24 protein-coding genes are annotated in these 25467 nt (G+C 73.9%); 6 read left to right on the top strand and 18 right to left on the bottom strand.

All coding sequences use genetic code 11. The annotated features are described in order from the left end of the window. Positions 1-4 precede the first annotated feature (4 nt). Positions 5-1228 carry an MFS transporter gene (locus tag ACIA5A_RS03465; RefSeq protein WP_396755986.1) on the bottom strand — a complete coding sequence of 408 codons (1224 nt, stop codon included), beginning with the start codon at positions 1226-1228 and terminating at the stop codon, positions 5-7. A 56-nt stretch (positions 1229-1284) separates the two neighbouring features. Here ACIA5A_RS03465 and ACIA5A_RS03460 point away from each other — a divergent pair, with 56 nt between their 5' ends. Further along, positions 1285-1752: a MarR family winged helix-turn-helix transcriptional regulator gene (locus tag ACIA5A_RS03460; RefSeq protein ID WP_396755984.1), complete on the top strand. Its 468-nt coding sequence runs from the start codon at positions 1285-1287 to the stop codon at positions 1750-1752. A gap of 60 nt (positions 1753-1812) precedes the next feature. Here the strand turns inward: ACIA5A_RS03460 and mctP are convergent, their stop codons facing one another. From mctP to ACIA5A_RS03425, 7 genes are all read right to left on the bottom strand, one after another. After that, complete coding sequence (mctP, locus tag ACIA5A_RS03455; RefSeq protein ID WP_396755982.1) at positions 1813-3459, bottom strand: monocarboxylate uptake permease MctP; 1647 nt, start codon at positions 3457-3459, stop codon at positions 1813-1815. Beyond that, positions 3459-3704 (bottom strand): DUF3311 domain-containing protein, encoded by a 246-nt coding sequence (locus ACIA5A_RS03450; RefSeq protein WP_396755980.1) that lies wholly within the window; start codon positions 3702-3704, stop codon positions 3459-3461. Before ACIA5A_RS03450 ends, mctP begins: the two co-directional genes overlap by 1 nt. Positions 3705-3845: 141 nt before the next feature. Continuing rightward, a complete protein-coding gene (locus tag ACIA5A_RS03445) occupies positions 3846-5051 on the bottom strand; it encodes a bifunctional RNase H/acid phosphatase (RefSeq protein ID WP_396755978.1) in 1206 nt (401 codons plus the stop codon). A gap of 5 nt (positions 5052-5056) precedes the next feature. After that, positions 5057-5794: a zinc ribbon domain-containing protein gene (locus tag ACIA5A_RS03440; protein WP_396755976.1), complete on the bottom strand. Its 738-nt coding sequence runs from the start codon at positions 5792-5794 to the stop codon at positions 5057-5059. Then, positions 5791-6657: a Nif3-like dinuclear metal center hexameric protein gene (locus tag ACIA5A_RS03435; protein ID WP_396755974.1), complete on the bottom strand. Its 867-nt coding sequence runs from the start codon at positions 6655-6657 to the stop codon at positions 5791-5793. Before ACIA5A_RS03435 ends, ACIA5A_RS03440 begins: the two co-directional genes overlap by 4 nt. An 85-nt stretch (positions 6658-6742) precedes the next feature. After that, positions 6743-7333, bottom strand: a complete 591-nt coding sequence (locus ACIA5A_RS03430; RefSeq protein ID WP_396755972.1) for a flavoprotein — start codon at positions 7331-7333, stop codon at positions 6743-6745. Between the two features lie 16 nt (positions 7334-7349). Beyond that, the gene (locus tag ACIA5A_RS03425; RefSeq protein ID WP_396755970.1) at positions 7350-8579 is read right to left on the bottom strand and encodes a helix-turn-helix domain-containing protein; all 1230 of its coding nucleotides are present in this window, start codon (positions 8577-8579) and stop codon (positions 7350-7352) included. A gap of 217 nt (positions 8580-8796) precedes the next feature. Between ACIA5A_RS03425 and ACIA5A_RS03420 the strand changes: the two genes are divergently transcribed. Further along, the gene (locus tag ACIA5A_RS03420; RefSeq protein ID WP_396755968.1) at positions 8797-9468 is read left to right on the top strand and encodes a bifunctional DNA primase/polymerase; all 672 of its coding nucleotides are present in this window, start codon (positions 8797-8799) and stop codon (positions 9466-9468) included. A gap of 356 nt (positions 9469-9824) precedes the next feature. On the opposite strand, the gene ACIA5A_RS03415 is transcribed toward ACIA5A_RS03420, so the two are convergent. From ACIA5A_RS03415 to ACIA5A_RS03395, 5 genes are read right to left on the bottom strand one after another with little or no spacing between them, the layout of a single operon-like run. Then, positions 9825-10550 (bottom strand): FAD:protein FMN transferase, encoded by a 726-nt coding sequence (locus ACIA5A_RS03415; RefSeq protein WP_396756487.1) that lies wholly within the window; start codon positions 10548-10550, stop codon positions 9825-9827. Positions 10551-10594: 44 nt separating this feature from the next. Next, a complete protein-coding gene (locus ACIA5A_RS03410) occupies positions 10595-11197 on the bottom strand; it encodes an FMN-binding protein (RefSeq protein WP_396755966.1) in 603 nt (200 codons plus the stop codon). 14 nt (positions 11198-11211) lie between these two features. After that, the gene (locus ACIA5A_RS03405; RefSeq protein WP_396755964.1) at positions 11212-12627 is read right to left on the bottom strand and encodes a ferric reductase-like transmembrane domain-containing protein; all 1416 of its coding nucleotides are present in this window, start codon (positions 12625-12627) and stop codon (positions 11212-11214) included. Continuing rightward, complete coding sequence (locus ACIA5A_RS03400) at positions 12624-13997, bottom strand: DUF1501 domain-containing protein (protein ID WP_396756485.1); 1374 nt, start codon at positions 13995-13997, stop codon at positions 12624-12626. Before ACIA5A_RS03400 ends, ACIA5A_RS03405 begins: the two co-directional genes overlap by 4 nt. A gap of 14 nt (positions 13998-14011) precedes the next feature. Beyond that, positions 14012-16150 (bottom strand): DUF1800 domain-containing protein, encoded by a 2139-nt coding sequence (locus ACIA5A_RS03395; protein ID WP_396755962.1) that lies wholly within the window; start codon positions 16148-16150, stop codon positions 14012-14014. Between the two features lie 453 nt (positions 16151-16603). Between ACIA5A_RS03395 and ACIA5A_RS03390 the strand changes: the two genes are divergently transcribed. After that, positions 16604-16861: a DUF3040 domain-containing protein gene (locus ACIA5A_RS03390; RefSeq protein ID WP_396755960.1), complete on the top strand. Its 258-nt coding sequence runs from the start codon at positions 16604-16606 to the stop codon at positions 16859-16861. A 51-nt stretch (positions 16862-16912) separates the two neighbouring features. On the opposite strand, the gene ACIA5A_RS03385 is transcribed toward ACIA5A_RS03390, so the two are convergent. Next, positions 16913-17896 carry an SWIM zinc finger family protein gene (locus tag ACIA5A_RS03385; RefSeq protein WP_396755958.1) on the bottom strand — a complete coding sequence of 328 codons (984 nt, stop codon included), beginning with the start codon at positions 17894-17896 and terminating at the stop codon, positions 16913-16915. Then, positions 17893-21219, bottom strand: coding sequence for an SNF2-related protein (locus ACIA5A_RS03380; RefSeq protein ID WP_396755956.1), 3327 nt, complete (start codon positions 21217-21219; stop codon positions 17893-17895). Before ACIA5A_RS03380 ends, ACIA5A_RS03385 begins: the two co-directional genes overlap by 4 nt. Positions 21220-21283: 64 nt before the next feature. Here ACIA5A_RS03380 and ACIA5A_RS03375 point away from each other — a divergent pair, with 64 nt between their 5' ends. Then, a complete protein-coding gene (locus ACIA5A_RS03375) occupies positions 21284-22144 on the top strand; it encodes a carbohydrate kinase family protein (protein ID WP_396755954.1) in 861 nt (286 codons plus the stop codon). A 3-nt stretch (positions 22145-22147) separates the two neighbouring features. Here the strand turns inward: ACIA5A_RS03375 and ACIA5A_RS03370 are convergent, their stop codons facing one another. Beyond that, positions 22148-22669, bottom strand: a complete 522-nt coding sequence (locus tag ACIA5A_RS03370; RefSeq protein WP_396755952.1) for a DinB family protein — start codon at positions 22667-22669, stop codon at positions 22148-22150. Positions 22670-22752: 83 nt separating this feature from the next. Between ACIA5A_RS03370 and ACIA5A_RS03365 the strand changes: the two genes are divergently transcribed. After that, positions 22753-22959: a hypothetical protein gene (locus ACIA5A_RS03365; protein WP_396755951.1), complete on the top strand. Its 207-nt coding sequence runs from the start codon at positions 22753-22755 to the stop codon at positions 22957-22959. 10 nt (positions 22960-22969) lie between these two features. Here ACIA5A_RS03365 and ACIA5A_RS03360 read toward each other — a convergent pair whose 3' ends face one another. Further along, entirely contained in the window at positions 22970-24115 is a 1146-nt protein-coding gene (locus ACIA5A_RS03360) for a polysaccharide pyruvyl transferase family protein (RefSeq protein WP_396755949.1), read from the bottom strand. Positions 24116-24190: 75 nt separating this feature from the next. After that, positions 24191-24775 (bottom strand): TetR/AcrR family transcriptional regulator, encoded by a 585-nt coding sequence (locus ACIA5A_RS03355; protein ID WP_396755947.1) that lies wholly within the window; start codon positions 24773-24775, stop codon positions 24191-24193. 62 nt (positions 24776-24837) lie between these two features. Between ACIA5A_RS03355 and ACIA5A_RS03350 the strand changes: the two genes are divergently transcribed. Next, entirely contained in the window at positions 24838-25434 is a 597-nt protein-coding gene (locus tag ACIA5A_RS03350; RefSeq protein WP_396755945.1) for a dihydrofolate reductase family protein, read from the top strand. The last annotated feature ends 33 nt before the right edge of the window (positions 25435-25467 follow it).

The following is a 25467-nucleotide window of genomic DNA, read 5'->3' as shown; positions in this document are numbered from 1 at the left end:
CCGGTCAGTACGCCTCCCCGACCGGCTCCTCCGGGGCGTGTTCGGCGGTCCGGGCGGCCCGGTTCCACACCACCCGCTCGCCGTAGCCGGCGGCCATCAGGTGACCGAAGGCGAGGTAGACCAGCACGCCGACGGCGAGCACCCCGAAGCCGACCCAGAACGGCAGCGCCAGGCCGTGTTCGGCGAGCTTGCCGGAGATGATCGGCGCGGGCGCGGCGGCGCCCCAGCGGACCAGGTTGAACGCGCCGGTGGCGACGCGTCGGTCGGCGGAGCCGAGGCCGAGCGCCAGGTCGGTCAGGTTGGCGTTGGCCAGGCCCATGAAGAGGCCGGCGACGACCAGCACGACGAGCGACATGGCGGTGCCGGTGGAGGTGGCGAACAGGACCATGCAGACGAGCAGGCCGACGACTGCCACGCCGACGGTCTGCACCGCGCCGATGCGGTGGGCGAGCCGGTGCCCGATCAGCAGGATGCCGGCGGCCAGGCCGAGGCCCCAGCCGGTGAACGCCAGGCCCAGCGGGATGACGTCGAGGCGCAGGAACAGCGGCGTGTAGCCGAGCACCACGAAGAAGACGAAGTTGTAGGCGGCGGTGACCACGCAGAGGGTGATGAACGCCGGCTTGCGGTAGGTGGCGAAGATCTGGCCGACGCGTACCGGTGCCTGCTTGGTCGTGGGTTCGCGGAGCTTGCGGGCGGCGACGCCGAGCGCGAGCACCATGAAGATGCCGCAGACGAAGAACGGCAGTCGCCAGCTCACCTCGCCGAGCAGGCCGCCGATCAGCGGGCCGACGGCGAAGCCGAGGCCGAGCGCGGTCTCGAAGAGGCCGACCACCCATTCCCGGTCGTTGGCCAGGTTGACCAGCACCACCATGGCGGTGGCGAAGAACATCGCGTTGCCCAGCCCCCAGACGCCGCGCAGCACGGAGAGCTGGACGATGTCGTTGCTGAACGAGGCGAGGATGGCGGCCAGGCCGACCACCGAGACGCCGGTGACGAGCACCGGTTTGAAGCCGAACCGGCCGCTGGCCAGGGTGGCCGGGATCATGCCGACGGCCATCACCGCGATGTACGCGGTGAAGAGCAGTTCGACCTGCCACGCGGTGACGCCGATGGCCTCGCCGATGGCGGGCAGGATGGGGTCCACCACCGCGATGCCGGCGATGGCGAGGAACGCCACGAGCGTGGTGGCGTAGATGGCACTGCGGTTGGGCTCGGATCGCCGATCCACTCCGCAACCTCCCAGATAGCTGTATCGTACAGGTAATTTCCTTGTATCATACAGCTATGAGCGACGACGACCACGCGAAGGAAGTCACACTCGGCCGGATCGAGACCGAGGTCGCCCTGCTGATGCGGCTGGGCGAGGCCACCCGGCGCGGCACCGGCACCATGGAGCACCGGCTGCTCGACCGCGCCGCGTACGTGATCCTGCGGCACCTCGACGTGGCCGGGCCGCAGAACGTCTCGGCGCTCGCCGCCCGGCTCAACCTGGACGGCTCCACGGTCACCCGGCAGGTCTCCGCGCTCCAACGCGACGGGCTGATCTCCCGTACCCCCGACCCGGCCGACGGGCGCGGCACGGTGATCTCCGCGACGCCGGCCGGGCTCCAGCGGATGGCGGCCGTGCGGGCCGCCCGCACTCGGCTCTACGGCGAGATGCTGTCCGCCTGGTCCGAGACGGACCGCGACACCCTCGCGGAGCTGCTGCACCGCCTCAACGAGGCGCTCGACGCACGCAACCGTCGCCGCTGAGGGTGTTTGTTAGGAGGGGCCCCCTGTTATGCGGAATGCGTTAACAGGGGGCCCCTCCTTTCACGCCACGGGTTCGGGGGCGGAGTCGGCGCGGTCGGCGGCGGCCCGCGGCGTCCCCTCGTCGGCGAAGTAGTCGTCGGGCGTGGTGCCGTCGCCGCCGTCGGCCACCTTCGCCGCCCGCAGCACCAGCGTGCCGAGCGCGGCCACCACCAGGTTCACCAGCACCGCCACGATCCCCACGTAGATCGTCTTCTTGGTGTCGAAGCCGAACTCGGAGAGCGGGAACGCGGAGCCGGCGAAGTGCTTCTTGCCGGTCGCCGGGTTGCCGATCTGGTAGAGCATCCACATGCCCAGGCCCATGCCGGCCACCCAGCCGGCGATCAGCGCGCCCCGGTGGAACCAGCGGGTGTAGAGCCCCAGCGCCACCGCCGGCAGCGTCTGCAGGATGATCACGCCGCCGATGAGCTGGAGGTCGATGGAGAACTGCGGGTCGAGGAAGACGATGCAGGCCACCGCGCCGACCTTCACCACCAGCGAGGTGATCTTCGAGACGTTCGCCTCCTGCGCCGGCGTGGCGTCCCGCTTCAGGTACTCCTTGTAGATGTTGCGGGTGAACAGGTTCGCCGCCGCGATCGACATGATCGCCGCCGGCACCAGCGCGCCGATGCCGATCGCCGCGTACGCCACGCCCGCGAACCAGTCCGGGAACTGCTGGTCGAACAGCAACGGCACCACCGTGTTGCCGTCCACGCTGCCGGCCTTGGCGCCGGGCAGCGGCTTCACGTTCGCCGCGATGGCCATGTAGCCGAGCAGCGCGATCAACCCGAGCAGCAGGCTGTACGCCGGCAGCGCCGACATGTTCCGCTTGATCACGTCCCGGTTCCGGCTGGCCAGCACGCCGGTGATGCTGTGCGGGTAGAGGAACAGCGCCAGCGCCGAGCCGAACGCCAGCGTGACGTACTGGAGCTGGTTGTTGGCGTTGAGCAGGATGCCGTCGCCGGGCGCCGGGGTCGCCTGGAACTTCGCGTCGGCGGCGTCGAAGATGCTGCCCCAGCCGCCCAGCTTGTAGGGCAGGTAGATCACCGCCACCAGGATCACCACGTAGATCAGCGAGTCCTTGACGAACGCGATGAGCGCCGGCGCGCGCAGCCCCGACTGGTAGGTGTAGGCGGCCAGGATCGCGAACGCGATGATGATCGGCAGGTGCCGGGCCAGCGCGCTGTCCCCGGTCACGCCCATCGTCTTCAGCACCGCCTCGATGCCGACGAGCTGCAACGCGATGTACGGCATGGTCGCGACGATGCCGGTGATCGCCACCAGCAGCGCCAGGATCGGCGAGTCGAACCGGTTGCGGACGAAGTCGGCCGGGGTGACGAAACCGTGCCGGTGCGACACCGACCAGAGCCGGCACAGCACCAGGAACACCAGCGGATAGATCACGATCGTGTAGGGCACGGCGAAGAACCCGGCCGCGCCGGCTCCGAAGATCAGCGCCGGCACCGCGACGAACGTGTACGCGGTGTAGAGGTCACCGCCGACCAGGAACCAGGTGATCCAGCCGCCGAAGCTGCGCCCGCCCAGCCCCCACTCGTCGAGGTGGGCCATGTCCTGCGGCCGGCGCCACCGGGCCGCCACGAAGCCCATGGCGCTGACCAGCAGGAACAGCACGGAGAAGACGATGATCTCGGTGAGGTGGTCACGCCACATCAGTGCTCACCCCGCTTCTTCTTGGTCATCTGGTAGACCAGCGTGGTGGTGCCGACGCCCAGCAGGATCCAGGCCAGTTGCAGCCAGTAGAAGCGCGGGAACCCGAACAGCCGGGGCGAGTCGGCGTTGAAGAATGCCGGGATCAGCGGCACCACGATCGGGATGAAGAGCAGCCAGTTCCAGGGACTCTTGTCCTTCGCCCGGGATCGCGCCGTGTCCGGCGCCTCCGGTTCCGGTGCGTCCATGTGACACCCTCCGGGAAGTCGTAGCGGGCCATGTGACGGCCGGAGGCTACGACCATGTGAGCGCGGTCACGTTCGACAGGCGGACGTCGATGCGCCGAGCGGCCGCCCGGCTGCGCCGAACGGCCGGCTGTCAGCCGGTCGTCACAGGCCGGAGAGGTGGGCGGTGTCGTTGACCGAGCGGACCGCGACGCCGCCGTCCGGGTACAGGTCGAGCACCGAGACGCCCGCGGTGTCCAGGTAGAGCCGGTGCAGGAACGCGTCGCCGGCGGCGAGCGCGTCGCGCAGCACCAGCTTGATCGGCGAGACGTGCGAGACGACCACCACGGTCTCCCCCGGGTACGCCGACCGCAGCCGGTCCACCGCCCGGCCGGTGCGCGCGGCGACCGCCGTGAACGACTCCCCCTCCGGCGGGGCGATCCGGGTGGAGGCGAGCCAGGCGTCCAGCTCGCCCGGCCAACCGTCGCGCACCTCGGCGAACGTGCGCCCCTCCCAGATGCCGAAGTCGCACTCGATCAGGTCGTCGTCGGGGCGTACCGGCGGGTTGCCGACCACCGCGGCGATCGCCTCGGCGGTCGCCGTACACCTCGACAGCGGCGAGCTGACCACTGCCGCGACGGACGGCGCCAGCGCGGCCACCCGGGCGGCGGTGGCCCGCGCCTGGGCCCGGCCCCGCGCGGTCAGCGGCACGTCGCCGCGACCCGAGTAGCGCTTCTGCACGGTGCGTTCGGTCTCGCCGTGGCGCACCAGGATCAGTCGGGTGCCCTCCTCGGTCGGGCGGGGCTCCCAGGAGGCGGGGGTGGTGGCCGGGTCGGTGCCGGTGGCCTTCGCGGTGGCGGCGCGGGCGGCCACCTCGCGGGCCGCGGCCCGGCCCGGCGAGTCCGGACCGGCGACCTCGCGCGGCGGCTCCGCGACGCGCGCCGCCGTCGGGGGCCGGCCGGCGGCGGCGTCCATCGCGGCGTTGGCGAGGGCGTCGGCGTGCTTGTTGCGCTCCCGGGGGATCCAGGTGAACCGGACGGCGGTGAACCGGCCGACCAGCCCGGCGGCCTGCGCGGCGAGCGGGCGCAGCCCCGGGTGCTTGATCTGCCAGCGGCCGCACATCTGCTCGACCACCAGCTTGGAGTCCATCCGCGCCTCGACCTCGGCCGCGCCGAGTTCGGCGGCGGCCTCCAGCCCGGCGATCAGGCCGCGATATTCCGCCACGTTGTTTGTCGCCGTGCCGATCGACTCCGACCGCTCGGCCAGCACCTCACCGGTCTCCGGGTCCCGGACCACCGCGCCGTAGCCGGCGGGACCCGGGTTGCCCCGGGAGCCGCCGTCGGCCTCGACCACGACCGCGCGCACCGCCACGGCGGCTACAGTCCCGACTCGTTGGTCCGGACCATGATCCGGCGGCAGTCCTCGCAGCGGACCACGTCGTCCGGGTCGGCCTTGCGGATCCGCGCCACGTCGGCGCCGGACAGCTCCAGCCGGCAGCCGCCGCAACGACCGCCGGTGAGCAGCGCGGCGCCCATCCCGGTGTCCTCGCGGATCTTGTCGTAGAGGGTGACCAGGTCCGCCGGCAGGTCGTCGGCGAGCGGCCGGCGGGAGGTGCGCTTGAACTCCTCCTCCTTGGCGATCTCGGCGAGCGCGTCGTCGCGGCGCTGCTCGGCCGCGCCCCGGCGCTCCCGGGCCTCGGCGATCCGGCTCTCGATGCCGTCCAGCACGCCCTGCGCGGTCTCCCGCTGCTCCATCAGCTCCAGCTCGGCGTCCTCCAGGTCGCTCTGCCGGCGGTTGAGCGAGACCAGCTCGTGCTGGAGCGCCTCCAGCTCCCGGGCCGGGCCGCTGCCCGAGGCCAGCCGGGCCTCGTCCTTGCTCTTGCGCGCCCGGACCTGGTCGACGTCCTTCTCCAACCGGGCGATGTCCCGGTCCAGGTCGTCCACGGCCACCTGGGCACGGACCCGCTCGTCCTCCAGCGCCGACAGCTCGCGCGCGAGCGCCTCCAGCTCGGCCCGTTCCGGCAGGCTCCGGCGGCGGTGCGCGAGCTGGGCGAGCGTGGTGTCGATCGCCTGCAGGTCGAGCAGGCGACGCTGCACCTTCGGGTCAGCCTTCACGGTCGGGGCTCCTTGTCGTCCGGTCGGGGCGCGGCGGCGTGCACGGTCCAGGGGTCGGTGTCCAGGTCGGACACCACGGTCTCGACGCCCAGCTCGGCGGCCAGGTGGGCGGCCAGGTCGTCCAGCCACGGTCGTTCGGTCGCCCAGTGGGCGGCGTCGAGCAGGGCCGGGCCGCCGGCGGCGAGGTGCTCCCCGGCCGGGTGGTGGCGCAGGTCCGCGGTGAGGAACGCGTCCACCCCGGCCGCGGTCGCCTCGGCGAGGAACCCGTCCCCCGAGCCGCCGCTGACGGCGAGGGTACGAACCATACGCCCGGGATCCCCGGCGGCGCGAACGCCCCAGGCGGTGACGGGGAGCACGCGGGCGGCCAGCCGGGTCAGCTCGGCAAGTGTCATCGGGGTGGGCAGCTCGCCCACCCGGCCGATGCCCCGACCCGGGCCGTCCGCCGGTGAGCCGGGGCGCGGCCGGTGCAGCGGGCGCAGCCCGGTCAGGCCGAACCGGCCGGCCAGCGCGTCGGACACGCCCGGGGCGGCCACGTCGGCGTTGGTGTGCGCCACGTACAACGCCACGTCGGCCTTGATCAGCCGGTGCACGATCCGCCCCTTGTACGTGGTGGCGGCCACCGAGGAGACGCCGCGCAGCAGCAGCGGGTGGTGCGCGACGATCATGTCGGCGCCGGCGGCGAGCGCCTCCTCGACCGTCTCCGGAACCACGTCGACCACGCAGGCGACCCGGCGTACCGGCTGGTCGGGCTCGCCCAGCACCAGGCCGACCCGGTCCCACTCCTCGGCCCAGGCGGGCGGGTAACGGCGGTCCAGGGCGGCCACCACGTCGGCCACCGAGGGCGGCGATCCGGTTGTGCTCACGGCCGGCCAGCTTACCGGCGTCCGGCGGTCGGCACGTCCACGGCGGGCCGGCGGGGCTCCCGGACGGCGCCGGGAGCCCTCGCGCTCACCCCGCCCGGGCGACCGGCGCGACCGGACGTGCCGTGCCGCGCAGGGCGGCCAGGCCGGCGTCCCAGGGGAAGGCGTCCAGGTGCCGCTCGCCGGTGCCGGGCGCGTGCAGCCGGACCACGTGGTCGCCGAAGACGACCCGGACGCCCCACTCGGCGAGCCGGGCCAGGCTGGTCCGGAACGCCGGGTGCCCGGCCATCGCCACGTTGGTGTACGGGACGGCGGCGATCGGCACGTCGAGCCCCTGCGCCTCGACCAGCAGGCCGAGCGCGAGCGTGTCGGTGATGCCGACCGCCCACTTGTTGATCGTGTTGACCGTGGCCGGGCAGACCAGCATGGCGTCCGCCGCGGGCAGCACGTCCGGGTCCCCCGGGTTCTTGTAGTGCGTCCGGACCGGGTGGCCGGTCTGCCGGGCCAACGCCGTGCGGTCGACGAACTTCGCGCCGTCCGGGGTGGTGACCACGCAGACCGCCCAGCCGTCGGACTGGGCGAGGTCGACCAGCCGGCCGACGTGACGGGCCAGCGGCGAGCCGCAGGCGATGACGTAGAGCACCCCACGGTGCCCGGTGCTGGTGTGCGGACCGCTCATCCGGTCGGGTCCGCGCTCATACTCCGACTCCCATGTGCTCAGCCAACTCCGCGATCGGCGAAGGCGGCGCACCCCGTGTGCGACGGAGGATCTCGGACATGAGTTCGTGCGCGATCGGCCGGCACCGGATCTCCGACGGCGCGAGCCGGTCGCCCTGCAACAGCATGTCGCCGGCGTTGCCGACGTCACCGATCTGGGAGTAGGCCCGGGACAGGTCGAGCAGGTGGTGGGCGCGCCGCTCGGGCAGCAGCGCGTTGAAGGCGTGCCCGTTCAACCGCTGGTGCGTCTCCACCGCCCGGCCGCCGTCGCCCAACTCGACCGCCGCGGCGGCGCGGTGCAGCTCCAGGTTGGTCGGGCCGAACGACGTCCAGTAGTGGTTGTGGTCGCCGCCGAGCAGGGTGGCCGCCTCGGCGGCGCCGCTGATCAGGTCGTCCACGGTCGCCGAGTCGCCGATCCGGGCGGCGGCCATCGCGCCCTGGAGCAGCAGCATGCCGTAGACGGAGAGGCGGCCGGGATCGGCGCCCTTGTCGCCACCGGGGGCGAGCCGGTCGGCGATCCGCACGTTGAGTTCGAGCGCGGGGCGGGGGCGGCCCATCGCGACGAGGGCGTTGCAGACGCGGGTGGTGGCGATGCCGGCGAGCAGCGGGTCGTCGGCCCGCTGGGCGACCGCCATCGAGCGGTCGGCGGCCAGCCAGGACAGGTTGCACTCGCCCAGCTTGCGCAACACCGAGGAGGCGATCTGGTAGACCTGCCCGAGCAGGTGGGCGGCCTCCCGCCCCTGGTCGTCGCCGTCGTAGGTGGCGTCCGCCGCCTGGGCGTCGCGCAGCAGCTTGGGCAGGGCGCGGGTGAGCATGCCGTAGCGGCCGTACTGGTAGGTGAGCCAGGCGTGGTTGACCGCCTTGCGCATGTCGTCCAGCGCCGGCGGGTAGGGCGCGGCGTCGAAGTAGGCGCTCATCGAGTCGTACCGCTCCAGGGCGGTGCGGATCTCCTCCACCTCGACCTGGTCGATGCAGTTGAGCGCGTCGGTGCGCCGCTCCGGGTCCTTGCCGTGCAGCAGTTGCACGTCGATCTGGAGGATGTCGGCGATCTCGTAGAGCACGGAGAACTTGTCCAGCCGGCGGACGCCGCGTTCCACCTTGTCCACCCAGCTCTTCGACTTGCCGAGCCGGTCGGCGAAGACCTGCTGGGACATCTTGCGGCGACTCCGCCAATAGGCCACCCGCCGGCCTATGGGTAGTTCGTCCACGCCTGCCCCCTCCCCCGGTCAGCGCCGGCCGCTACCCCCGCGTCCACCAGATTTGCCCTGGTCGCACAGGTTGTGCGTCAGCCGTCCAGCCAGTTCTCGTAGTTTTCGTGCAAGTTGCACCGGCCGTTCGTCAACTCAACGATCGCGGGTTACGGCAGTGACGGTTCTCGACGTGTGGCGGTGGACGGATTCGGTGGGGCGAGAGGGGATGGCACACATGTGGGGGAACGTCCGACCGCGCGTCGCTCACCTGTCGCCGCTGGAGCGGGTACGGCTGCGCCGGGTCGCCGTCCGCTACGCGCTGCACGGCTGGCCGGTCACGCCGGGCGCCTGCCTGGCCAACAGTCGGTTCGTCTGCGGCCGGGCCGGCTGCCCCACCGTGGGCTGCCACCCGGCGCTGGAGAACTGGGAGCACGCGGCCAGCGCCGACCCGGCCCGGGTGGCCACCTGGTGGCGCCACCGCCCGCACGGGGTGCTGCTGCCCACCGGGCACGCGTTCGACGTGCTGGAGGTCGCCGCGCACCTCGGCCGGCGGGTGCTGGACGCGGTCGCCACCCACCCGGCCGGCTTCGGCGTACGCGGGCCGGTGCTGGTCACCCCGACCGGCCGCTGGATGTTCCTGGTCCGCCCCGGCGACCCGCTGCGGCCGGAACTGGAGCACTGCTTCCACGTGGTGCGGCACGGCCCCGGCTCGTGGATCCCGGCCCCGCCGACCCGGCTCCCCGAGGGGACGGTGCGCTGGGCGGTCGCGCCGGAACAGGCACGGTGGCAGATGCCCGACTCCTACCTGGTGCAGAACGCGCTGATCGCGGCGCTGCGCGCGGCCGGGGTCACGCTCACCCCGGACCCGCTCCCCGGCCACCTGCCGCTGCCCCGGCGCGGGCGCTGAGGCGACAACTGGCCGACAGCGACCTCCCCGCCACCGCACTCGTTGTGTCTGGCGAGGGCGCATCTCGCGCCAGAGCGGGGGTTGAGGATGTCCACGGACGACGCGGCCCGCCACACCGGCGGCACCGAACCACCGCGGCACCACCGTCGCCGCCCGCACCCCTGGACCTTCACCCGCCCCCGTGGCGCCCGCCCCGGCCCCCCACGCCCCCCGGGCTCCCGCCCCGCCATCCTCCACCGCCCCCTCCGCTGACCCCACCCTCTCCCCGCCCCGCCCGCCCGCGCCGCTCCGTCGATCATGAAGTTGGCGGCACGACACGCCGGGCGGCGCGCCCGCCAAGTTCATGATCGACGGGGTCAGGGGCTCAGGGGGAGGGTGCGGGAGTGCAGGAGGCGGGCGTCCTCGGTGACCACGGCGTGCTGCCAGGGGGCCGGGAGGCGGTCCAGCCAGGGGATGCCGGGCTCGCCCATGGCTACGGCGGCCGTCGCGTAGGCGTCCGCCTCGCCCAGATCCGGGCCGACCACGGTGACCGAGCGCAAGCCCCGCGCCGGGGCGCCCCGGCGCGGGTCGACGACGTGGTGCCCGCGCTCGTAGACACCGGAGGTGGCGACCGCCAGGTCGGTCCCGGTCAGCACCAGGCAGGTGGCCGACGGGTCCCACGGGTGCCGCACGCCGATCCGCCACGGCTCACCGGCCGCGGTGCGGCCGCGTACCCGCACGTCGCCGCCGGCGTTCACGCAGTGGTTCGGGGCGCCGGCCGCCACCAACCGGTCCGAGGCGACCTGCGCCGCCCAGCCCTTCACGAAGCCGGACGGGTCCAGCCGGCCGGTCGCGTACGCGTCGAAGAAGCCGTCCGTGGCCGTCCACAGGTCGGCGCAGCGCTCCAGCACCGCCCGCAGGTCGCCGGACGCCTCGGCCGGCGGCAACTCGCCCCGGTCCAGCCGGCACACCTCGCTGTCGTCGCGGTAGGTGCTGAACCGCGCGTCCACCTCGCGCATCCAGGCGAACGTGCGCTCGGCCAACTCGTGCAGCGTGGCGGCGGGCAGGTCGTCGGCCAGGTCGAGGCTGATCGCCGTACCCATGATCTGCTCGACCCGGCGCAGGCCGGGCCGGGCGGCGGCCGAACTCACGCCTTGTCGATCGCGGCCTGCAGCGACTGCTTGTAGGCGGTGCTGGTGTAGGTGGCGCCGGAGACGGTGCTCAGGTTGGCGCTCTGCTTGGCCACCACCTCGCCCGAGCTGCCGCTGTAGCGGGCCTGCACGTCGTCGCTGCGCTGCCCGGACTGGCCGCCCAGCGGCATACCGGTCGCGGTGGCGTCGACGATCCGGCTGCCGCTGAGCGTGATCCGGACCTGGAGCGAGCCGTACTCGTAGCTGACCGACGGGCCGGTGACCGTCCGGGTGGTCGGCTTCGCGGGCGCCTTCGTCGTGGTCCTCGGCGCGGCCGGGGTGGTGCTGGTGCGGGTGCTGCCCCGGCTGGCCGGCTTCCGGTCCGCCGACGGCTTGGCGCTCGGCTTGGCCGACGCCCCGGGCGTCGCCGAGACGCTCGGCGCGGCGGCCGAGGGCGCGACGGCGTCGCCGGGCGCGGGCGAGCCGCCCGGTACGACCGGGGCCTGCGCGGCCGGCAGCTCCTGGGCGGTGGCCGGACCGGCGCCCGGGCCGCCCTTGAGCACCACCAGGGCGGTGGTGCCGGCGGCCAGTCCGGTGATCGCCAGGAGCGCGCGACGCATGATGGGTGCCTTCCCTACAACTCGAACGCGGTGAGGTGGATCTGGCGGCGGGGCACGCCGGCCGCCCGCAACACCTTGACGGACTCGTCGACCAGGCCACCCGGCCCGCACAGGTAGACGTCGCGGCGGGTCAGGTCCGGCACCAGCCGGCGCAGCCCCTCCGGGTTCATCACCTGACGTGGCCCGGGGTCGTCGCGGCGGCCGATGACGTACCAGACCGAGGTCTGCCGGGCCTGGGCGAGCCAGTCCAGCTCCCGGTGCAGCAGCACGTCGGCGGGCTGCCGCGCGCGGTAGATCAGCGCCGCGCCCGGCGGCAGTTCCTCGAGCATCGCCCGCAGCGGCGCGATGCCGCTGCCGCCGGCGATCAGCAGGGCGCGTTCCCGGGTGCGGTGCGCCGCGGTGAACGTGCCGAACGGGCCCTCCGCCCAGACCCGGGTGCCCGGGGTGAGGTCCCGCAGCTCGGCGGTGTGCTTGCCGACCACCTTCACGGTGAGCCGCAGCCAGCGGCCGTTGGCCGCCGCGGAGACCGAGAACGGATGCGACTCCCACCAGCAGCCGGGGTTGAGGAAACGCCAGCGGAAATATTGACCGCCGAGCATGTCGATCTGGTTGAGCCGGTGCCCGGTCAGGTAGATCGAGATGGTGTCCGGGCTCTCCGCCACCACGTCCGCCACCCGCAGCTTGTGCCGCAGGTTGAACCCCAGCGGCGAGATCACCCGGCCCCACAGCAGCGCGGCCACCACCAGCAGGTACGCGGCGATCCAGCCGGTGCGCACCGGCCCGGGCTCGTAGAGCTGGGCGCCGTTGCTGAACTGGTGCGCGTAGCCGAGCAGCAGGGCCAGGTAGCTGGTCAGGTGCAGGACGTACCAGAGTTCGTAGGGCAGCCGGCGGCGCACGCCGCGCACCGCGGTGAACCCGACAAGCACCATGACGCCGGCGGCCGCGAACGCGGAGAGCATGTCCTCGTAGTCGGAGAGCAGCGCGCCGACCTCGCCGAACACCGAGTTGCGTTCCTGCCGGGCGTAACCCACCACCAGCAACGACATGTGGGTCAGCACCGCCACCAGCAACGTCGCGCCGAGGTCGCGGTGCAGCCGGGAGATCCGCTCGCCGCCCAGCGAGCGTTCCAGCACGCCGAGCCGGCTCATCGCCAGCACCTGCACCAGCAGCAGGTAGCCGGCGATCAGGCCGGTGATCCGCCCGCCCGCGGTGAGCAGGTCGGCGGTGTCGGTCAACGAGCCCGCCGGGGTGTCCAGCCACCACGGCAGGACGGCGGCGACCAGGCCCAGCCAGAAGGCCGCCGTCAGGGCCCGCCGACCGCCGGGCCCGCGGCGTGGCCGGCCCGGTGGTACGGGAGCAGCCGGACGGCCGCCGTACGGGGCGGAGTGCCCGGTACGACGGCCGGCGGCGTCGGTGTGCTGATACGTCACGCGTACATCTTGATCGGGGTGAACTTCTGCCTCGGGAAGACCTTGTCCACCTGGGCGGCGGTCAGGCCGAAGCGGCCCTGGGCCACCGACCCGTAGACGTTGAACATGTTGTTGTACTCCGGCACGTCGCCGCTGTCCAGCTTGCTGAGCCCGTTCCAGGTGCCGAGCAGCGAGCCGGCGAGCTTGCGCCCGGACAGCACGGTGACCACACCGCCGTGCCCGTGGTCGGTGCCGCCGCTGTTCGAGGCGACCCGCCGGCCGAACTCGCTGGACACCATGATCGTCACGTCCGAGGCCTTGTCGCCCAGGTCGGTGAAGAACGCGGCCATGGCGGCGGCCAGCTCGTTGAGCCGCCGCCAGAGCTGGCCGCCCTCGCTGGTGCCCTGGTTCTCGTGGGTGTCGTAGCCGCCCATGCCGACGGTCGCCACCCGCACGTTCGCCCCGCCCTTGATGAGCTGGGCGAGCTGCTGGAACGCGTTGCCGACGCCCTCGTACTTGACGCCGGCCGCCGCCGCGTACGGCTTGGCGGCGAGCTTCTGCGCGGTGGCCAGCGCGCCCATGCCCTCGATGACCGCGTCCTCCACCGGGTGGTTGATCCCGGTGAACAGGCCGCGGATCGCCTTCTCGGTGGCCGCGCGGTACTTGTCGTCGCCGTTGAGCCGCAGCTCGCCGACGCTGTTGAGGGCGAGCGCGCCGTTCACGCCGACGAGCGAGCGGGGCAGCGTGCTGCCGATGCCGACGCTGCGGAACGCGGTGCCCTTGCCGAGCGTGTCGACCAGGCTGTCCAGCCAGCCCCGGCCGCCGGTCTCACCGGGCAGGCCGCCCAGGTTGCAGGCGTCGGCGGCCTGGAAGTGGCTGCGGGACAGCCGCGGGTCGGACACCGCCGGCACGAAGCCGAGCTGCCCGGCCTTCAGCCACTTCTCCAGCGGCGCGAACGCGCTGGTCAGCTTGAAGCCGCGGTCCAGGGCCAGCGAGTCGTTGCCGAGCAGCAGGTCCGGGCGGGCCTTGCCGAGCACCGGGTCGTTGGCCGGCGCGACCAGGCTCAGCCCGTCCAGCCCGCCGTAGAGGAAGACGTGGATCAGGGTGCCGGTCTTGGTCGCGGCGAACGACGCCGAGGTGGTGACGAACTGCGCGGTGGCCAGCGCCGTCGCGGTGGCCGCGGCGCCGGCGACGAAGGTACGCCGGGTGACGCCCCGGCCGTCCTGCTGGGCCTCCTCGACCTCCTCCAGCCGGCGGTACCGGTCCGCCTCGGCCGCGTTCTCGGCCGCGACGATGTCCGCCTCCGCGCGCAGCAGCGCCTCGGCCGGGTTGTCGGCCAGCCGCCGCACGTCGGGGCATTCGGGGTGCAGGGGGTACGGGTTCACGGTCATCTCCATCGAATGCCTCACCGGAGGTGGTGCTGGGGGGACGCGAGGATCGTCCGCGCGACCGCGGCGATGGCCCCGTTGAAGGTGGCGTCGACCTTGGCGCCCTCGGACACCCCGGCCACGGCGAGCACGAGCTTCTTCTCCTTGGCGCTGAGCTTCTGGTGCACCAGCTTCACGGCCAGCGCGTCCACGTACGCCCCGGCGGTCGTCGGCGGCTTCGCCACCAGCTTCTCCGGCTTGACGTAGGTGAACTGCTTGCGCCAGCCGCCGAGCAGCTCGCCTGCCTCGTTCCAGCCGTCGACCATGGTGCCGGCGGAGGTCCAGGCCAGGTAGACGTCGGCGTAGCCGTCCGGGGTGGGCTTGCCCATCGGGTACTGGCCCAGCTCGCGCATCTTGTCCTGGATCTGCCGCAGGCCCTGGGCGAACGGCGTGCGCCGCTTGTCGCCGTCGAAGCCGGGCATCGCGTCCGGTCCGACACCGAGCGACCGGTAGGTGGCCACCAGGTACTCCATCGGGCGGCGCACCTTCTGGCCGACCGAGGCCCAGAACTCCGAGGAGCTGAACAGCGTCGCCAGCACCGGCCGGATGTTGCCCTTGTTGGTGGTGTACGCCTTCGCCAGCCGGTCCACGATCGACTTCGGCGGGGTGTCGGAGACGAACCGGGTGGCCAGGTTCTGCGCCACGTACTTCGCGGTGGACGGGTGCAGCGCGATGTACCGGATGTACGAGTCGATCACCTTGTCGGCGACCTTGGGGTCGTTCGAGTTGTTGGCGTGGCTGAACCCGAGGATCTTCACCTTGCCGACGTAGTGCCGGTCGGCGAAGAACATGTACTTGCCGTCCGCGACGCCCCGACCGGTCTGCAGCATGGCGGCCTGCCGCACGTCCTTCTCGGTGTAGCCGCCGTCGACGCCCACCGAGTAGAGCTCCAGGTTCTCCCGGGCCAGGTTCTCGTTGATCGCGTCCTTGCGCGAGTCGACCTGGTTCAGGTAGAGCAGCAGCGCCGGGTGCTTGTTCGCCGCGACGAGCATGTCCGGGTAGCTGCCCAGCGCGTGCTTGCGGACGACGTCCCGGTCGAACGCGTTGCGGTAGGTCTCGCCGCCGTCGAAGTCGGCCGCCACGTGCAGGAAGTCGTTCCAGAAGTCGACCATCACCTCGAAGAGCTGGCGGTCGGACCAGATCTGCCGGGCGATGGTGGCGTCCACCGTCTCCCGGGCCGGGTCGACGCCGCGCTCGTTGAGCTGGTCGCGCTGGTCGCGGAGCTGGGTGGGGCTGAGCTTGAGCGAGGGCAGGTCGGCAAGCTTCAGCTCGCCCTTGGTCGGGGCGATCTTCTCCGGCTCGAGCTGACCACGCAGCCAGTCGTCGATGCCGACCTTCTTGACCTCGGCCATCATCTTCGGCGTCGGGCCGAAGGTGGTCCGGCTCAACAGGTGGCGGATCGGGTCCTTGGCGAGCACCGTCTTCACGGTCACCTCGGTCGCCGCCGCGGCGGCCGCCGGGCTGCCGAAGAGCCGGCCGCCGGCCGGGGCGTTGCGCTTGAGCGCCGCACCGGCCCGCGAGCCCATGTAGCTCTCGTTCTGCTCGGTGTAGGTCCGCACCGTGCTGGGCTGCTGGCCGCTGGGCCGGGCCTGGGTGCCGTCGGTGGTCACCGTGCCGGTGGCGTCACCGGCCTCCGGGCCGTCCGAGAACAGGCCACGGAGCTGCGGGGACAGGGCGAACGCCGCACCGCCGGCGACCACCGCCGCGCCACCGAGAGTGGCGAGCGCGCGGCGCCGGCCGCGGTTCGGGGCGTCGTCGGAGTCGTCGTCCAGGGTGGGCAGTCCCGGCCCGGACGGCGGCGGGTAGCCACCGGCGGGCTGGCCGTAGCCGCCCTGCGCGCCGTACCCGCCGTCCTGCTGGGCGTAGCCGCCCTGCTGGGCGTAGCCGCCGCCCTGCTGGGGGTAGCCGCCCTGCTGGGGCGCGGGGCCGGCGGGGGCGAAGCCGTGCGGGCCGACCCACTGCGGACCCGGGGCGGGCTGGGGCGTCGGCGCGGGGTACCCGCCGGCGTACGGTGCGGCGGAGTCCAGGTCGCGGTACCCGTCCGGGTGGGGGTGCTGGTATCCGTCCCAGCCGCGGTCGTCCCGAGGTCGACGCGGTGGCACGTTCAGGTCGGCCATGTACCTATCCCGTTTTCTTCGAGCGCCGGCACGCCTGTTACCCGGGGGTTGGGTGGCAGGGGCGGCGACGGTTGCCGGAGAGTTGCTACGGGAAAGTAGCCAGCCCGTCCCGGCAGCTCAAGGCGGGCCGGAAGCGCGCCCACGCGCACTTAAGACGGTGCTCAGGCCCCGGGCCGGGCGCCGACCGCCACGGACCTGGCGGACCCCCTTCCGGAGCAGGGCCGACCCGGGCGCGGACGACCCGGACGCGAGGTTTCGGCCCACCGGGACGCCCCGGGACCCGTTCACCACAACAGGGAAACTTAAGGTACGGATAAGCCTGCGCTGAGGTGCCCGACCGGTGCCTGCCCGCCTGCCCGACCCCGGCGAAACAAGCAGCAGCGGCAGCGCGTGACACCCCTGGGATCCGGGTATGCCGCCGAACCGCTGAAGCCGTGAGGGGAAGGCACCGCCATGCTCAGCCAAGAGGATCAGCGCAGGTTCGAACAAATTACCCGCCAGCTTCGGGAGAGCGACCCGAGGTTCGTGGCCCGGCTGGACAGCCGGATCAAGGGCCGCCGGGGTCGGTACATGATGCTGATGACCATCGTGCTGTGGGCGTCGCTGCCGGCGATGACCGTGCTGGCCGGGCGGTTGGCCGGGGCGATCTGCGCCACGGTGCTGGTCGCCAACGCCGCCCTGATGTGGCGCTTCCGCCGCCGCCTGCTGTGACCGTAAGGAAGGGCCCCTTCTTAACGCCTCCGGTAGAGGCGGGGCCCCCTGTTAACCGTCCGGGGCGTCAGCGCCGCCGAACGCGCGGTACGCGCGGCGCAGGCGTTCGGCCAGGCCGGGGCCGCCGATCTCGGCACCGGGCGGGCCGAGTTGCCGCAGCAGCAACTCCGCGCCGGTGTCCAGGGTGGGCGGTCGGTCCGGCAGCGCCACCGGCGAGTGCCAGAACCGGTCCAGCTCCTCGGCCGGCTCGACCGACGGCAGCCCGACCAGCACACGCCCGGCACCGACCACCGGCGACGTCGCCGGCCCGAGCGGCGCGGCGTCTTCGTCGGCCCCGGCCGCCGGGAGTGCCCCGCCGCTCGGCACGGCCGGGATCGCCGTACTCCCCGGGCCCGCGCCGCCCGGCCCGACGGCGCCAGGACCCGCGGCCGTGCCCTCGGAGCGGGTGCCGCGCAGCGTACGCAGGCGGGCGAGCAGGTCGTCCCGGGACCGGCCGCGCCAGTGCAGCAGTTGGAACGGGTCGGCGTCGAACGCCTCGGCGAGCAGGTAGAACGTGGCTGCCAGGTGCTTGCACGGCACCGCGAAGTCGGGGCAGCCGCACCGCTGCGCCAACTCGCCGACCTCCGTCGGGAACAGCGGCGCGCCCGCCGCGGCGAACAACTCCTCCAGCTCCGCCGGCAGGTCACCGGCGAGCAGCCGGGCGCTGAAGAACGCCTGCCCGGCCAGCTCCGCCTCGATCCGCCGCCACACCTCCTCCGGGTACGCGGCCAGCCCGATCCGCACCGGGTACGGGCTCGGCCGGGAGCCCTGCACCTCGGCGCTGACCTGACCGGGTGTGACGTCCAGCCGCAGCACCTGGCCCCGGCGCGCGTACGCCCGGCCCCGGGTGAGCCGGGAGCCGAGCGCGAACGACTCCAGCACCTCTAGGAAGCGCCGGGACCACCAGGACCGGCCGATCGCGCCCCGGGTGCTGCGGGCCCGTAACCCGCCCTCGACCCGGCGCGGCGGCCCGTAGTCGTCGAAGCTCGGGCTCACTCGACCACCGCCCCGGCCTCCAGCGTGAACAGCTCCCGCAGCGTGTCGGTGGACAGCTCGGTCACCCACTGCTCGCCGCTGCCCACCACCGACCGGGCCAGGCTCCGCTTGTCGGCGATCATCGCGGCCACCTTCTCCTCGACGGTGCCGGCGCAGACGAACTTGCGTACCTGCACCCGCCGGCGCTGGCCGATGCGGAACGCCCGGTCGGTGGCCTGGTCCTCGACGGCCGGGTTCCACCACCTGTCGACGTGCACCACGTGGTTGGCCGCGGTCAGGGTGAGTCCGGTGCCGCCGGCCTTGAGCGAGAGCACGAACAGCGGCGGGCCGTCGGGGGTCTGGAACCGGGCCACCATGGCGTCCCGGTCGGCCTTGCCGACGCCGCCGTGCAACAGCAGGACCTCCCGACCGGTACGCGCCGACAGGTGCCCACGCAGCATCCCGCCGAACTCGGCGTACTGGGTGAAGAGCAGCGCCTTCTCCCCCGCCGCGAGCACCTCGTCGACGATCTCGTCGAGGCGTTCCAGCTTGCCGGAGCGGCCGGTCAGGGCGGAACCGTCGTGCAGGAGCTGGGCGGGATGGTTGCAGACCTGCTTGAGCCGGGTCATGGTGGCCAGCACCAGCCCTCGGCGTTCGATCCCGTCGCTGGACTCGATCTTCGTCATCATGTCGTCGACCACCGCCCGGTAGAGGGCGGCCTGCTCGGCGGTGAGGTTGCAGAGCACCTCCATCTCCAGCTTCTCCGGCAGGTCGGTGATGATCGTCGGGTCGGTCTTGAGCCGGCGCAGCACGAACGGGCCGGTGATCCGGCGCAGCCGCTCGGCCACCTCGGCGTCGCCGTGGCGCTCGATCGGCTCGGCGAACCGCTTACGGAACACCGCGGCCGGGCCGAGCAGCCCCGGATTGGCGAACTGCATGATCGACCAGAGGTCGGCGAGGCGGTTCTCCACAGGCGTACCGGTGACCGCGACCCGGTGCCGCGCGGGCAGCGAGCGGACCGCCTCGGCCTGCCTGGTCGCGGCGTTCTTGATCGCCTGCGCCTCGTCCACCACCACCCGGTGCCAGTCGACGCCGGCCAGCTCGAACGCGTCGCGGGCGGCCACCGAGTAGGTGGTCACCACCAGGTCCGCCGCGCGCACGGCCGCGGCGAACTCCTCCCCCCGGGCGCGCTCGGCGCCGTGATGCACGTGTACGCGCAGCGCGGGCGCGAACGTGGCGGCCTCGCGCTGCCAGTTGCCGACCAGCGACATCGGACAGACCAGCAGCGTGGGCCCGGCGCCCGGCGGGTCGCCGGCGAGCAGCGCGAGCAGTTGCACGGTCTTGCCGAGCCCCATGTCGTCGGCGAGGATCCCGCCCAGCCCCAGCGACTGGAGGAACGCCAGCCAGGCCAGCCCGCGCCGCTGGTAGGGCCGCAGCGTCCCGACGAAACCCGGCGGCGGGTCGGCCGGGGTGAGCCGCCGCTCCGCCTCGCCGGCCAGCAGCTCGCCGAGCGCCCCGTCGGCGACCACGTCCAGCACCGGCAGCTCGCCGGCGCGCTCCTCGCCGGAGAGCCCCATCCGCAGCAGGTCCGCCACGGTCAGCTCACCCGAGGAGCGGAGCAGCCGTAGGCCGGTCTCCAGCCGCTGCGGGTCCAGCTCGACCCACCGGCCGCGCAGCCGCACCAGCGGCGACTTCAGGTCGGCCAGCGCGGCCAGCTCCTCGGCGGTCAACGGCTGGTCGCCGAGCGCCACCTCCCAGCGGTAGTCGACGAGCGCGTCCAGCCCCAGCCCGCCCGCCGTGGTGGCGACCGCCCCCGGCGCGGTGCGGCTGCGGGCGCGCAGCCTCGCCCCCAGCCGGGACGAGGAGCGCCGCCACCAGGACGGCAGCAGTACGCCGAAGCCCGCCGCGTGCAGCACCGGCGCCCCGTCGCGCAGGAACCGGTGCGCGCCGTCGGCGTCCAGCTCCATCCCCTCCGGGGCGGCGGTACGCAGGGCCGCGTCCACCTCCGGCCAGAGTCGGCTGGCCCGGCCCAGCTCGGCCAGCAACGTCTCCTGCGGGTCCACGCCCCGGGCGGCGAGCGCGGGGGCGGGCCGCTGCCAGATGTGCCCGGCGTCGACCACCAGCCCCGGCTCGTCGGCCGGGTGCAGACCGAACTCCACCCGCCAGGCGCCCCCCTCGACCAGCTCGGCGACCGGGTCGACGGGCGGCTCCACCAGGCGGAACGTGGCCCGTACCGCGCCACCGGCGGCGTCGCGCTGCCAGGCGTCCAGCTCGGCGCGCAGCGTCGCGAGCGCGGCCGGCTCGGCGGGGAACGTCCGGTCCGGGCCGGTGAGCGCGGCCAGCCAGCGCGGCACCGGACCGCCGGGGCGCATCCCCCGGTGCAGCCGGGTGTCGGCCAGGGCCACCCGGGCGGCGGCGTCGACGAGCGCGTCCAGCGCGTCCGCCACCAGCTCCCCGGGCCCGACGTCCTCGACCCGCCCACGCCAACCGGGACCACCGGCGACCGAGACCGCCTCACCCGGCGGGCCGCTCAGGTCGAATCCCGCCCACCCGGACGAGCCGCCCGAGCCCGGCTCGCCGTCCGCCGGCCGCCGCGACGTCGCCGTCGATCGGCCGTCCGCCGCTTCGGGTGCGCCTGTGGTCGTTCGGGCGACAACAGACGCGCCCGAAGGCGCCGGCTGCCACGCCCGCGCGGCGCGGGCCGCCGGGGGCAGGGCCGACGCCAGGTCACGGGCCCAGGCCGCGTCGGTGCCGGTGAGCAACGGTCGCCAGAGCGCCCGCCCGGTCGCCACGTCCGACTCGTCCACCGCCCGCATCCGGCGCCCTGTTCGGGCGGAGTGGTGAGAAGGGGACCCTTCTCTACCGGAGGCGTCAAGAGGGGGCCCCTCCTTAACCCGCAGGGTGGGGAGGAGGCGGCCGCGCGCGACCAGGTCGGCGGCGAAGTCGGCCAGCTCGGCGAGGTGCCGCAGGCTCGCCCCGACCGGGTCCGGCGGGGCGGCGCGCAACAGCGCGTACGCGTCGTCCGGCGGGTACGCCAGGGCCGGGACCCGCCAGCCGGCGCGGGTGACCGGACCGCGGACCGGCTCCTCGACGGCGGCCCGGACCAGCTCCGGCGAGTCCAGCGGTGAACCGGCCCGGGTGGGCAGCCCGAGCAGCACGGAGACCGGCCGACCCGGGACCGGGCCGAGCGCGGCGGCAAGCGTGGCGTGGTCGGCGGCGAACGGGTGCGGCCGCTCCCGGGGGGCGCGACCGGGGCGGCGCGGGGGGCGGGCGGGCAGCGTGCCGTCCTCGGCCCACAGGGCGAGCCCGGCGCCGGGCAGCCACAGCCCGTGGATGACCAGCACGCGTTTCCCCCTCGACGACGCCCGGGGCCAGGATAGGCGGCCGGCTGCGGTTATCGTCGGCGCCATGGTCGACCTGCTCGTGATCGGGGGGCTGGGCGTGGACGTGCGCGCCCGGGTGCCCGCGCTGCCGCTGCCCGCCGCCGACTCGTTGACCGTGCCCCCGGTGGAGTTGCGGATCGGCAACACCGGCGCCGGCGTGGCGCTGGCCGCGCACGCGCTGGGTCTGCGGGTGACGCTCGTCGACGTGCTCGGCGCGGACCCGGCCGGCGACGTGGTGCGGGCGGCGCTGGCGCGGACGTCGGTGCGGACCGTGCTGGTGGACGCGCCCGCCGGCACCCGGCGCTCGGTGAACCTGGTCGACCCGGCCGGGCGGCGGATGTCGCTCTACGACCCCCGGCCCTGGTCCGGGCCGCCGCCGTTCGCCGACGCGGAGCTGGCCGCGCTGGTCGCCGAGGCGGCCCACACGCACGTGTCGATCATGGATTGGGCCCGGGACGCGCTGCCGGTGCTGCGCGGCGCGGCGTCGCTCTCCACCGACCTGCACGACTGGGACGGCGACAACGACTACCACCGCCCGTTCGCCGAGGCCGCCGACGTGGTGTTCGTCAGCGACGTGAAGCTGGGTGAGCGGGCCGGCGAGGAGGCCGCCGCGCTCGCACCGCGCACGGTGCTGGTCACCGGCGGGGCGGCCGGCGCGACGCTGCACACCCCGGACGCGCCGCCGGCGCACGTGCCCGCCGCCACGCCGCCGGCACCGGTGGTGGACACCAACGGCGCCGGGGACGCGTTCGCCGCCGGCCTGATCGCCGCCCGGCTGCGCGGGGCCACCGCGCCGGACGCGGCCCGGTACGCCGCCCGGGTGGCCGCCGCCGCGTGCGCCCACGACGGGATGGAGTATCCGGACGGGCTGCTCCCCCGGGCCTGAGGCTCAGATCGCGCCGGTCTCGCCGTCGGTCAGCTCGCGCAGGATGTCGGCGTGCCCGGCGTGCCGGGCGGTCTCCTCGATCAGGTGGACCAGCACCCAGCGCAGCGACACCTCGCCGAGCTGCGGGTGCGGCACCACGTGCCCGAGGTCGACGCGGGCGGCGATCGCCCGGGAGCGGGCGCAGGCCGCCTCGTAGGCCGCGGCGAGCCCCGCGACCGTGTCGTCGGGGTCGAGCGTGTGACTGGCGTCGGCGTCGGCCTGGGAGGTGAGGTAGACGTCGCCCGGCCGCGGGTCGAACAACCTGGCGAACCAGTTGGTCTCGACCACGGTCAGGTGCTTGAGCAGCCCGGCGAGGGTGGTCAGCGAGGGCACCAGCCGCCGGGCCGCGTCGGCGTCGGCGAGGCCGCGCGCCTTGCGCAGCACGGTGGCGCGGTGGAAGTCGAGGAACGCGTCGAGGATCGCCCGTTCGTCGCCCGTGCGGGCGAGGACCGGACCCAGTGTCGGATCGATCGTCGGGGTCGCCATCGCCAGACCCTAGTCGCCCGGACGGGCGGCCCGCTGCCCCGCTATCCGCTGCGCGGGCCCGCCGGCCGGGGCAGGATGGGCGCATGGCTTCCACGGTGCAGATCCCCCTGGTGGGCGGCGCGGCCGACGGCGACACCGTCACGGTCGAGCTGGACAGCAACGGCCGCCCGCCGCTGACCCACCACCACCTCGGGCCGGGCGGGCTGGCGGAGGCGGAGATCTACGAGCTGGAGTCCGGGGACCGGCCGGAGCACGAGTGGGTCTACACCTCGCGCGGCCCGGCGGTCTGACCGCGCCGGCTCAGGCCACCGGCGTCAACACCCGGGCCCGAATGCTGTCCAGCACGCTGCGGGTCACCTGCGAGGTGCCGCGCGCCTGTTCGCACACCTCGGCCACCCGGCGGGCGGTCTCGTCGGCCCGGGCCGCCCGTTCGTCCCACAGCCGGTCCACCTCGGCCAGCAACGGGCCCTCCACCTCCCGTTCCATGCCGCGCAGCGCCGGCACACCGAGCCGCTGGGCCAGGTCGAAGACCTTGCCGGCGTACGGCAGGGGCAGGAACGGCGTGTTCATCATGGCCGCGAAGATCAGGAAGTGCAGGCGCATCCCGACCGCCAGGTCGAAGTGCCGCATCAGGCCGAGGATCTGCGCCGGCCGGTAGTCGCCGTGCAGGATCCGGCCCCGGTCGGCGGCGATCATGTGCGACAGCACCCCGTGCGAGTGCCGGATGTCGTCGCGTTCCATCGGCACGAACAGCACGTGCGCGTCGATCCGGTGCACCAGGAAGTCGCCGATCTGGGCGAGCAGCCGGTGGTAGCCGTCGACGTCGAGGCGTTCGGCGGCCCGGCCCGGCTCCCGCACGCTCAGCCCCACCAGCCGGGAACCGGCCGGTACGCCCTCCTCACGCAGCCACTGCGTGGGAAACTCCTCCGGCTCCAGCAGGAACGCCGGGTCACCGGTCACGGTGATCGGGTTGACCAGGCCGGCCTCCTCCAGCACCATCCGGGACTCCTGGTCGCGGACGGTCACCTCGACCGCCTGCGCCAGCGTCTCGCACACCATGCCGGTGTCCACCCCGTCGGTGAGCGGACCCACTCCGACCGCGTAGGTCAGCAGCGGCAGGCCCCGCTCCTGGGCGACCCGGACCACCCGCAGGTAGCGCCGCGCCTCCCGGTCGTAGAGGATCCCTCCGCCGCCCAGGACGAGCAGGTCGAGCTGGTTGAGCACCTGGGACGAGTCGACCCGGCTGACGCCCTCCCACGGCACCGCCTCGACCTCGGGGTGGGCCAGCGCGGTGTGCGCGGGGTTACGGGAGAACACGATGATCCGCGCGTTCGGTTCGTGTTGGCGCAGGTCGGCCAGGAGGCCGGTGAGGATCGCCTCGTCACCGAGGTTGCGACCTCCGTACGACCCGAGCACACCGATGGTCAGTCCGGTGCCAGCCCTCATCCGATGCTCCTTCCCAGGGGCGTCCGGACCAGCGTTCCCGCGGTATGCGGTGGGGTAACCCGGGCGGTGGACCGGTCAGGGGGCGAGCGCCGCGCCACCGACCAGGCGGGAGACCAGGGAGGAGACCACCTGATCGGGGTCGAACCCGGCGTCGATCGAGGTGGTGAGCAGGTCGAGCAGGAGCCCGTCGACGGCGTAGTGCAGCAGCGCCACCTCGTACGCCCCGCCGGGCAGGGCGGCGGCGACGTGGAAGGCGACGTCGTCGGCGTACCCCCGGCGGAGCACGTCGCCGAGCGCGGCGCGCAGCTCGGGCCGGCGGGCGGCCTCCAGCCGCAGCTCCAGCAGCGCCCGGGTGAGGTCGGGCTCGCGGGTGGTGCGGGCGACGACGTCGCGCAGGTAGTCGGTGACCAGCGCGAGCGACGGTTCCCGGCGGCCGAGGTCGGCCAGCACGGCCGGGTCGGGCGCCATCCGGTCGAAGATCCGCTCGGCGAGGCCGGCGAGCAGCGCGGCGCGGGACGGGAAGTAGTTGGAGGCGGTGCCGGTGGGCACGCCGGCCTCGGCGTCGACCGCCCGGTGGGTCAGGCCGCGCGCGCCGGCGGCGGCGAGGACCCGCAGGCCGGCGTCGGCGAGCAGGGTACGGCGTTCCGTGTTCCGGGCCACGTCGCCGAGCCTAGCACCAACCACGACAGATGTTGTACATTCGTCGAACCACGACAGCCGTCGTGGTAACCCCGGACATCGGAGTCGGTTTGCGCAAGCTCGTCTACTTCGTCGCCAGCACCCTCGACGGCTTCATCGCCGCGCCCGACGGGTCCTTCGACTTCCTCCCCCTGCAGCCGGACGTGGCGCCCTACCTGGTGGCCGAGTGGCCGCAGACGCTGCCCACGTTCGCCCACGACCAGCTCGGCGTCGCCTCCCCGCCCCGCGGCCGCTTCGACACCGTGCTGATGGGTCGCGGCACCTACGAGCCGGGCCTGAAGATCGGCGTCACCAGCCCCTACGCCCACCTGAAGCAGTACGTCTTCAGCCGCTCCCTGCCCCCGGCCGACCACCCGGACGTGGAGGTGGTGACCGGCGACCCGGCGGCGTTCGCGCGCGAGCTGAAGACGCGGCCCGGCGCCGACATCTGGCTCTGCGGCGGCGGCCAGCTCGCCGGCCAGCTCCTCGACGAGGTCGACGAGCTGGTGGTCAAGCTCAACCCGGTGGTGGTGGGCAGCGGCATCCCGCTCGTCGAGCGGGGCTTCTCGCCCGACCGGTTCACGCTCACCTCCGCGCGCCCGTTCGACAGCGGCGTCGTGGTGCTGCGCTACGCGCGGTAAGGCGGGGCCCCCGCTTAACGCATTCGGTAGAGG

The organism is Micromonospora sp. NPDC051300 (assembly GCF_044455315.1).
Taxonomy (GTDB): Bacteria; Actinomycetota; Actinomycetes; order Mycobacteriales; family Micromonosporaceae; genus Micromonospora; species Micromonospora robiginosa.
This window is presented reverse-complemented; position numbering and strand designations above follow the sequence as displayed.

Bases quoted from the DNA above. Each gene is read 5' to 3' on its own strand.
- ACIA5A_RS03420 (WP_396755968.1), top strand. From the start codon at position 8,797: ATGTGGGGGAACGTCCGACCGCGCGTCGCTCACCTGTCGCCGCTGGAG.
- ACIA5A_RS03395 (WP_396755962.1), bottom strand. From the start codon at position 16,150: ATGGCCGACCTGAACGTGCCACCGCGTCGACCTCGGGACGACCGCGGC.
- ACIA5A_RS03390 (WP_396755960.1), top strand. From the start codon at position 16,604: ATGCTCAGCCAAGAGGATCAGCGCAGGTTCGAACAAATTACCCGCCAG.
- ACIA5A_RS03375 (WP_396755954.1), top strand. From the start codon at position 21,284: ATGGTCGACCTGCTCGTGATCGGGGGGCTGGGCGTGGACGTGCGCGCC.
- ACIA5A_RS03460 (WP_396755984.1), top strand. From the start codon at position 1,285: ATGAGCGACGACGACCACGCGAAGGAAGTCACACTCGGCCGGATCGAG.
- mctP (WP_396755982.1), bottom strand. From the start codon at position 3,459: ATGTGGCGTGACCACCTCACCGAGATCATCGTCTTCTCCGTGCTGTTC.
- ACIA5A_RS03410 (WP_396755966.1), bottom strand. From the start codon at position 11,197: ATGCGTCGCGCGCTCCTGGCGATCACCGGACTGGCCGCCGGCACCACC.
- ACIA5A_RS03400 (WP_396756485.1), bottom strand. From the start codon at position 13,997: ATGACCGTGAACCCGTACCCCCTGCACCCCGAATGCCCCGACGTGCGG.
- ACIA5A_RS03415 (WP_396756487.1), bottom strand. From the start codon at position 10,550: ATGGGTACGGCGATCAGCCTCGACCTGGCCGACGACCTGCCCGCCGCC.
- ACIA5A_RS03370 (WP_396755952.1), bottom strand. From the start codon at position 22,669: ATGGCGACCCCGACGATCGATCCGACACTGGGTCCGGTCCTCGCCCGC.
- ACIA5A_RS03365 (WP_396755951.1), top strand. From the start codon at position 22,753: ATGGCTTCCACGGTGCAGATCCCCCTGGTGGGCGGCGCGGCCGACGGC.
- ACIA5A_RS03360 (WP_396755949.1), bottom strand. From the start codon at position 24,115: ATGAGGGCTGGCACCGGACTGACCATCGGTGTGCTCGGGTCGTACGGA.
- ACIA5A_RS03430 (WP_396755972.1), bottom strand. From the start codon at position 7,333: ATGAGCGGTCCGCACACCAGCACCGGGCACCGTGGGGTGCTCTACGTC.
- ACIA5A_RS03450 (WP_396755980.1), bottom strand. From the start codon at position 3,704: ATGGACGCACCGGAACCGGAGGCGCCGGACACGGCGCGATCCCGGGCG.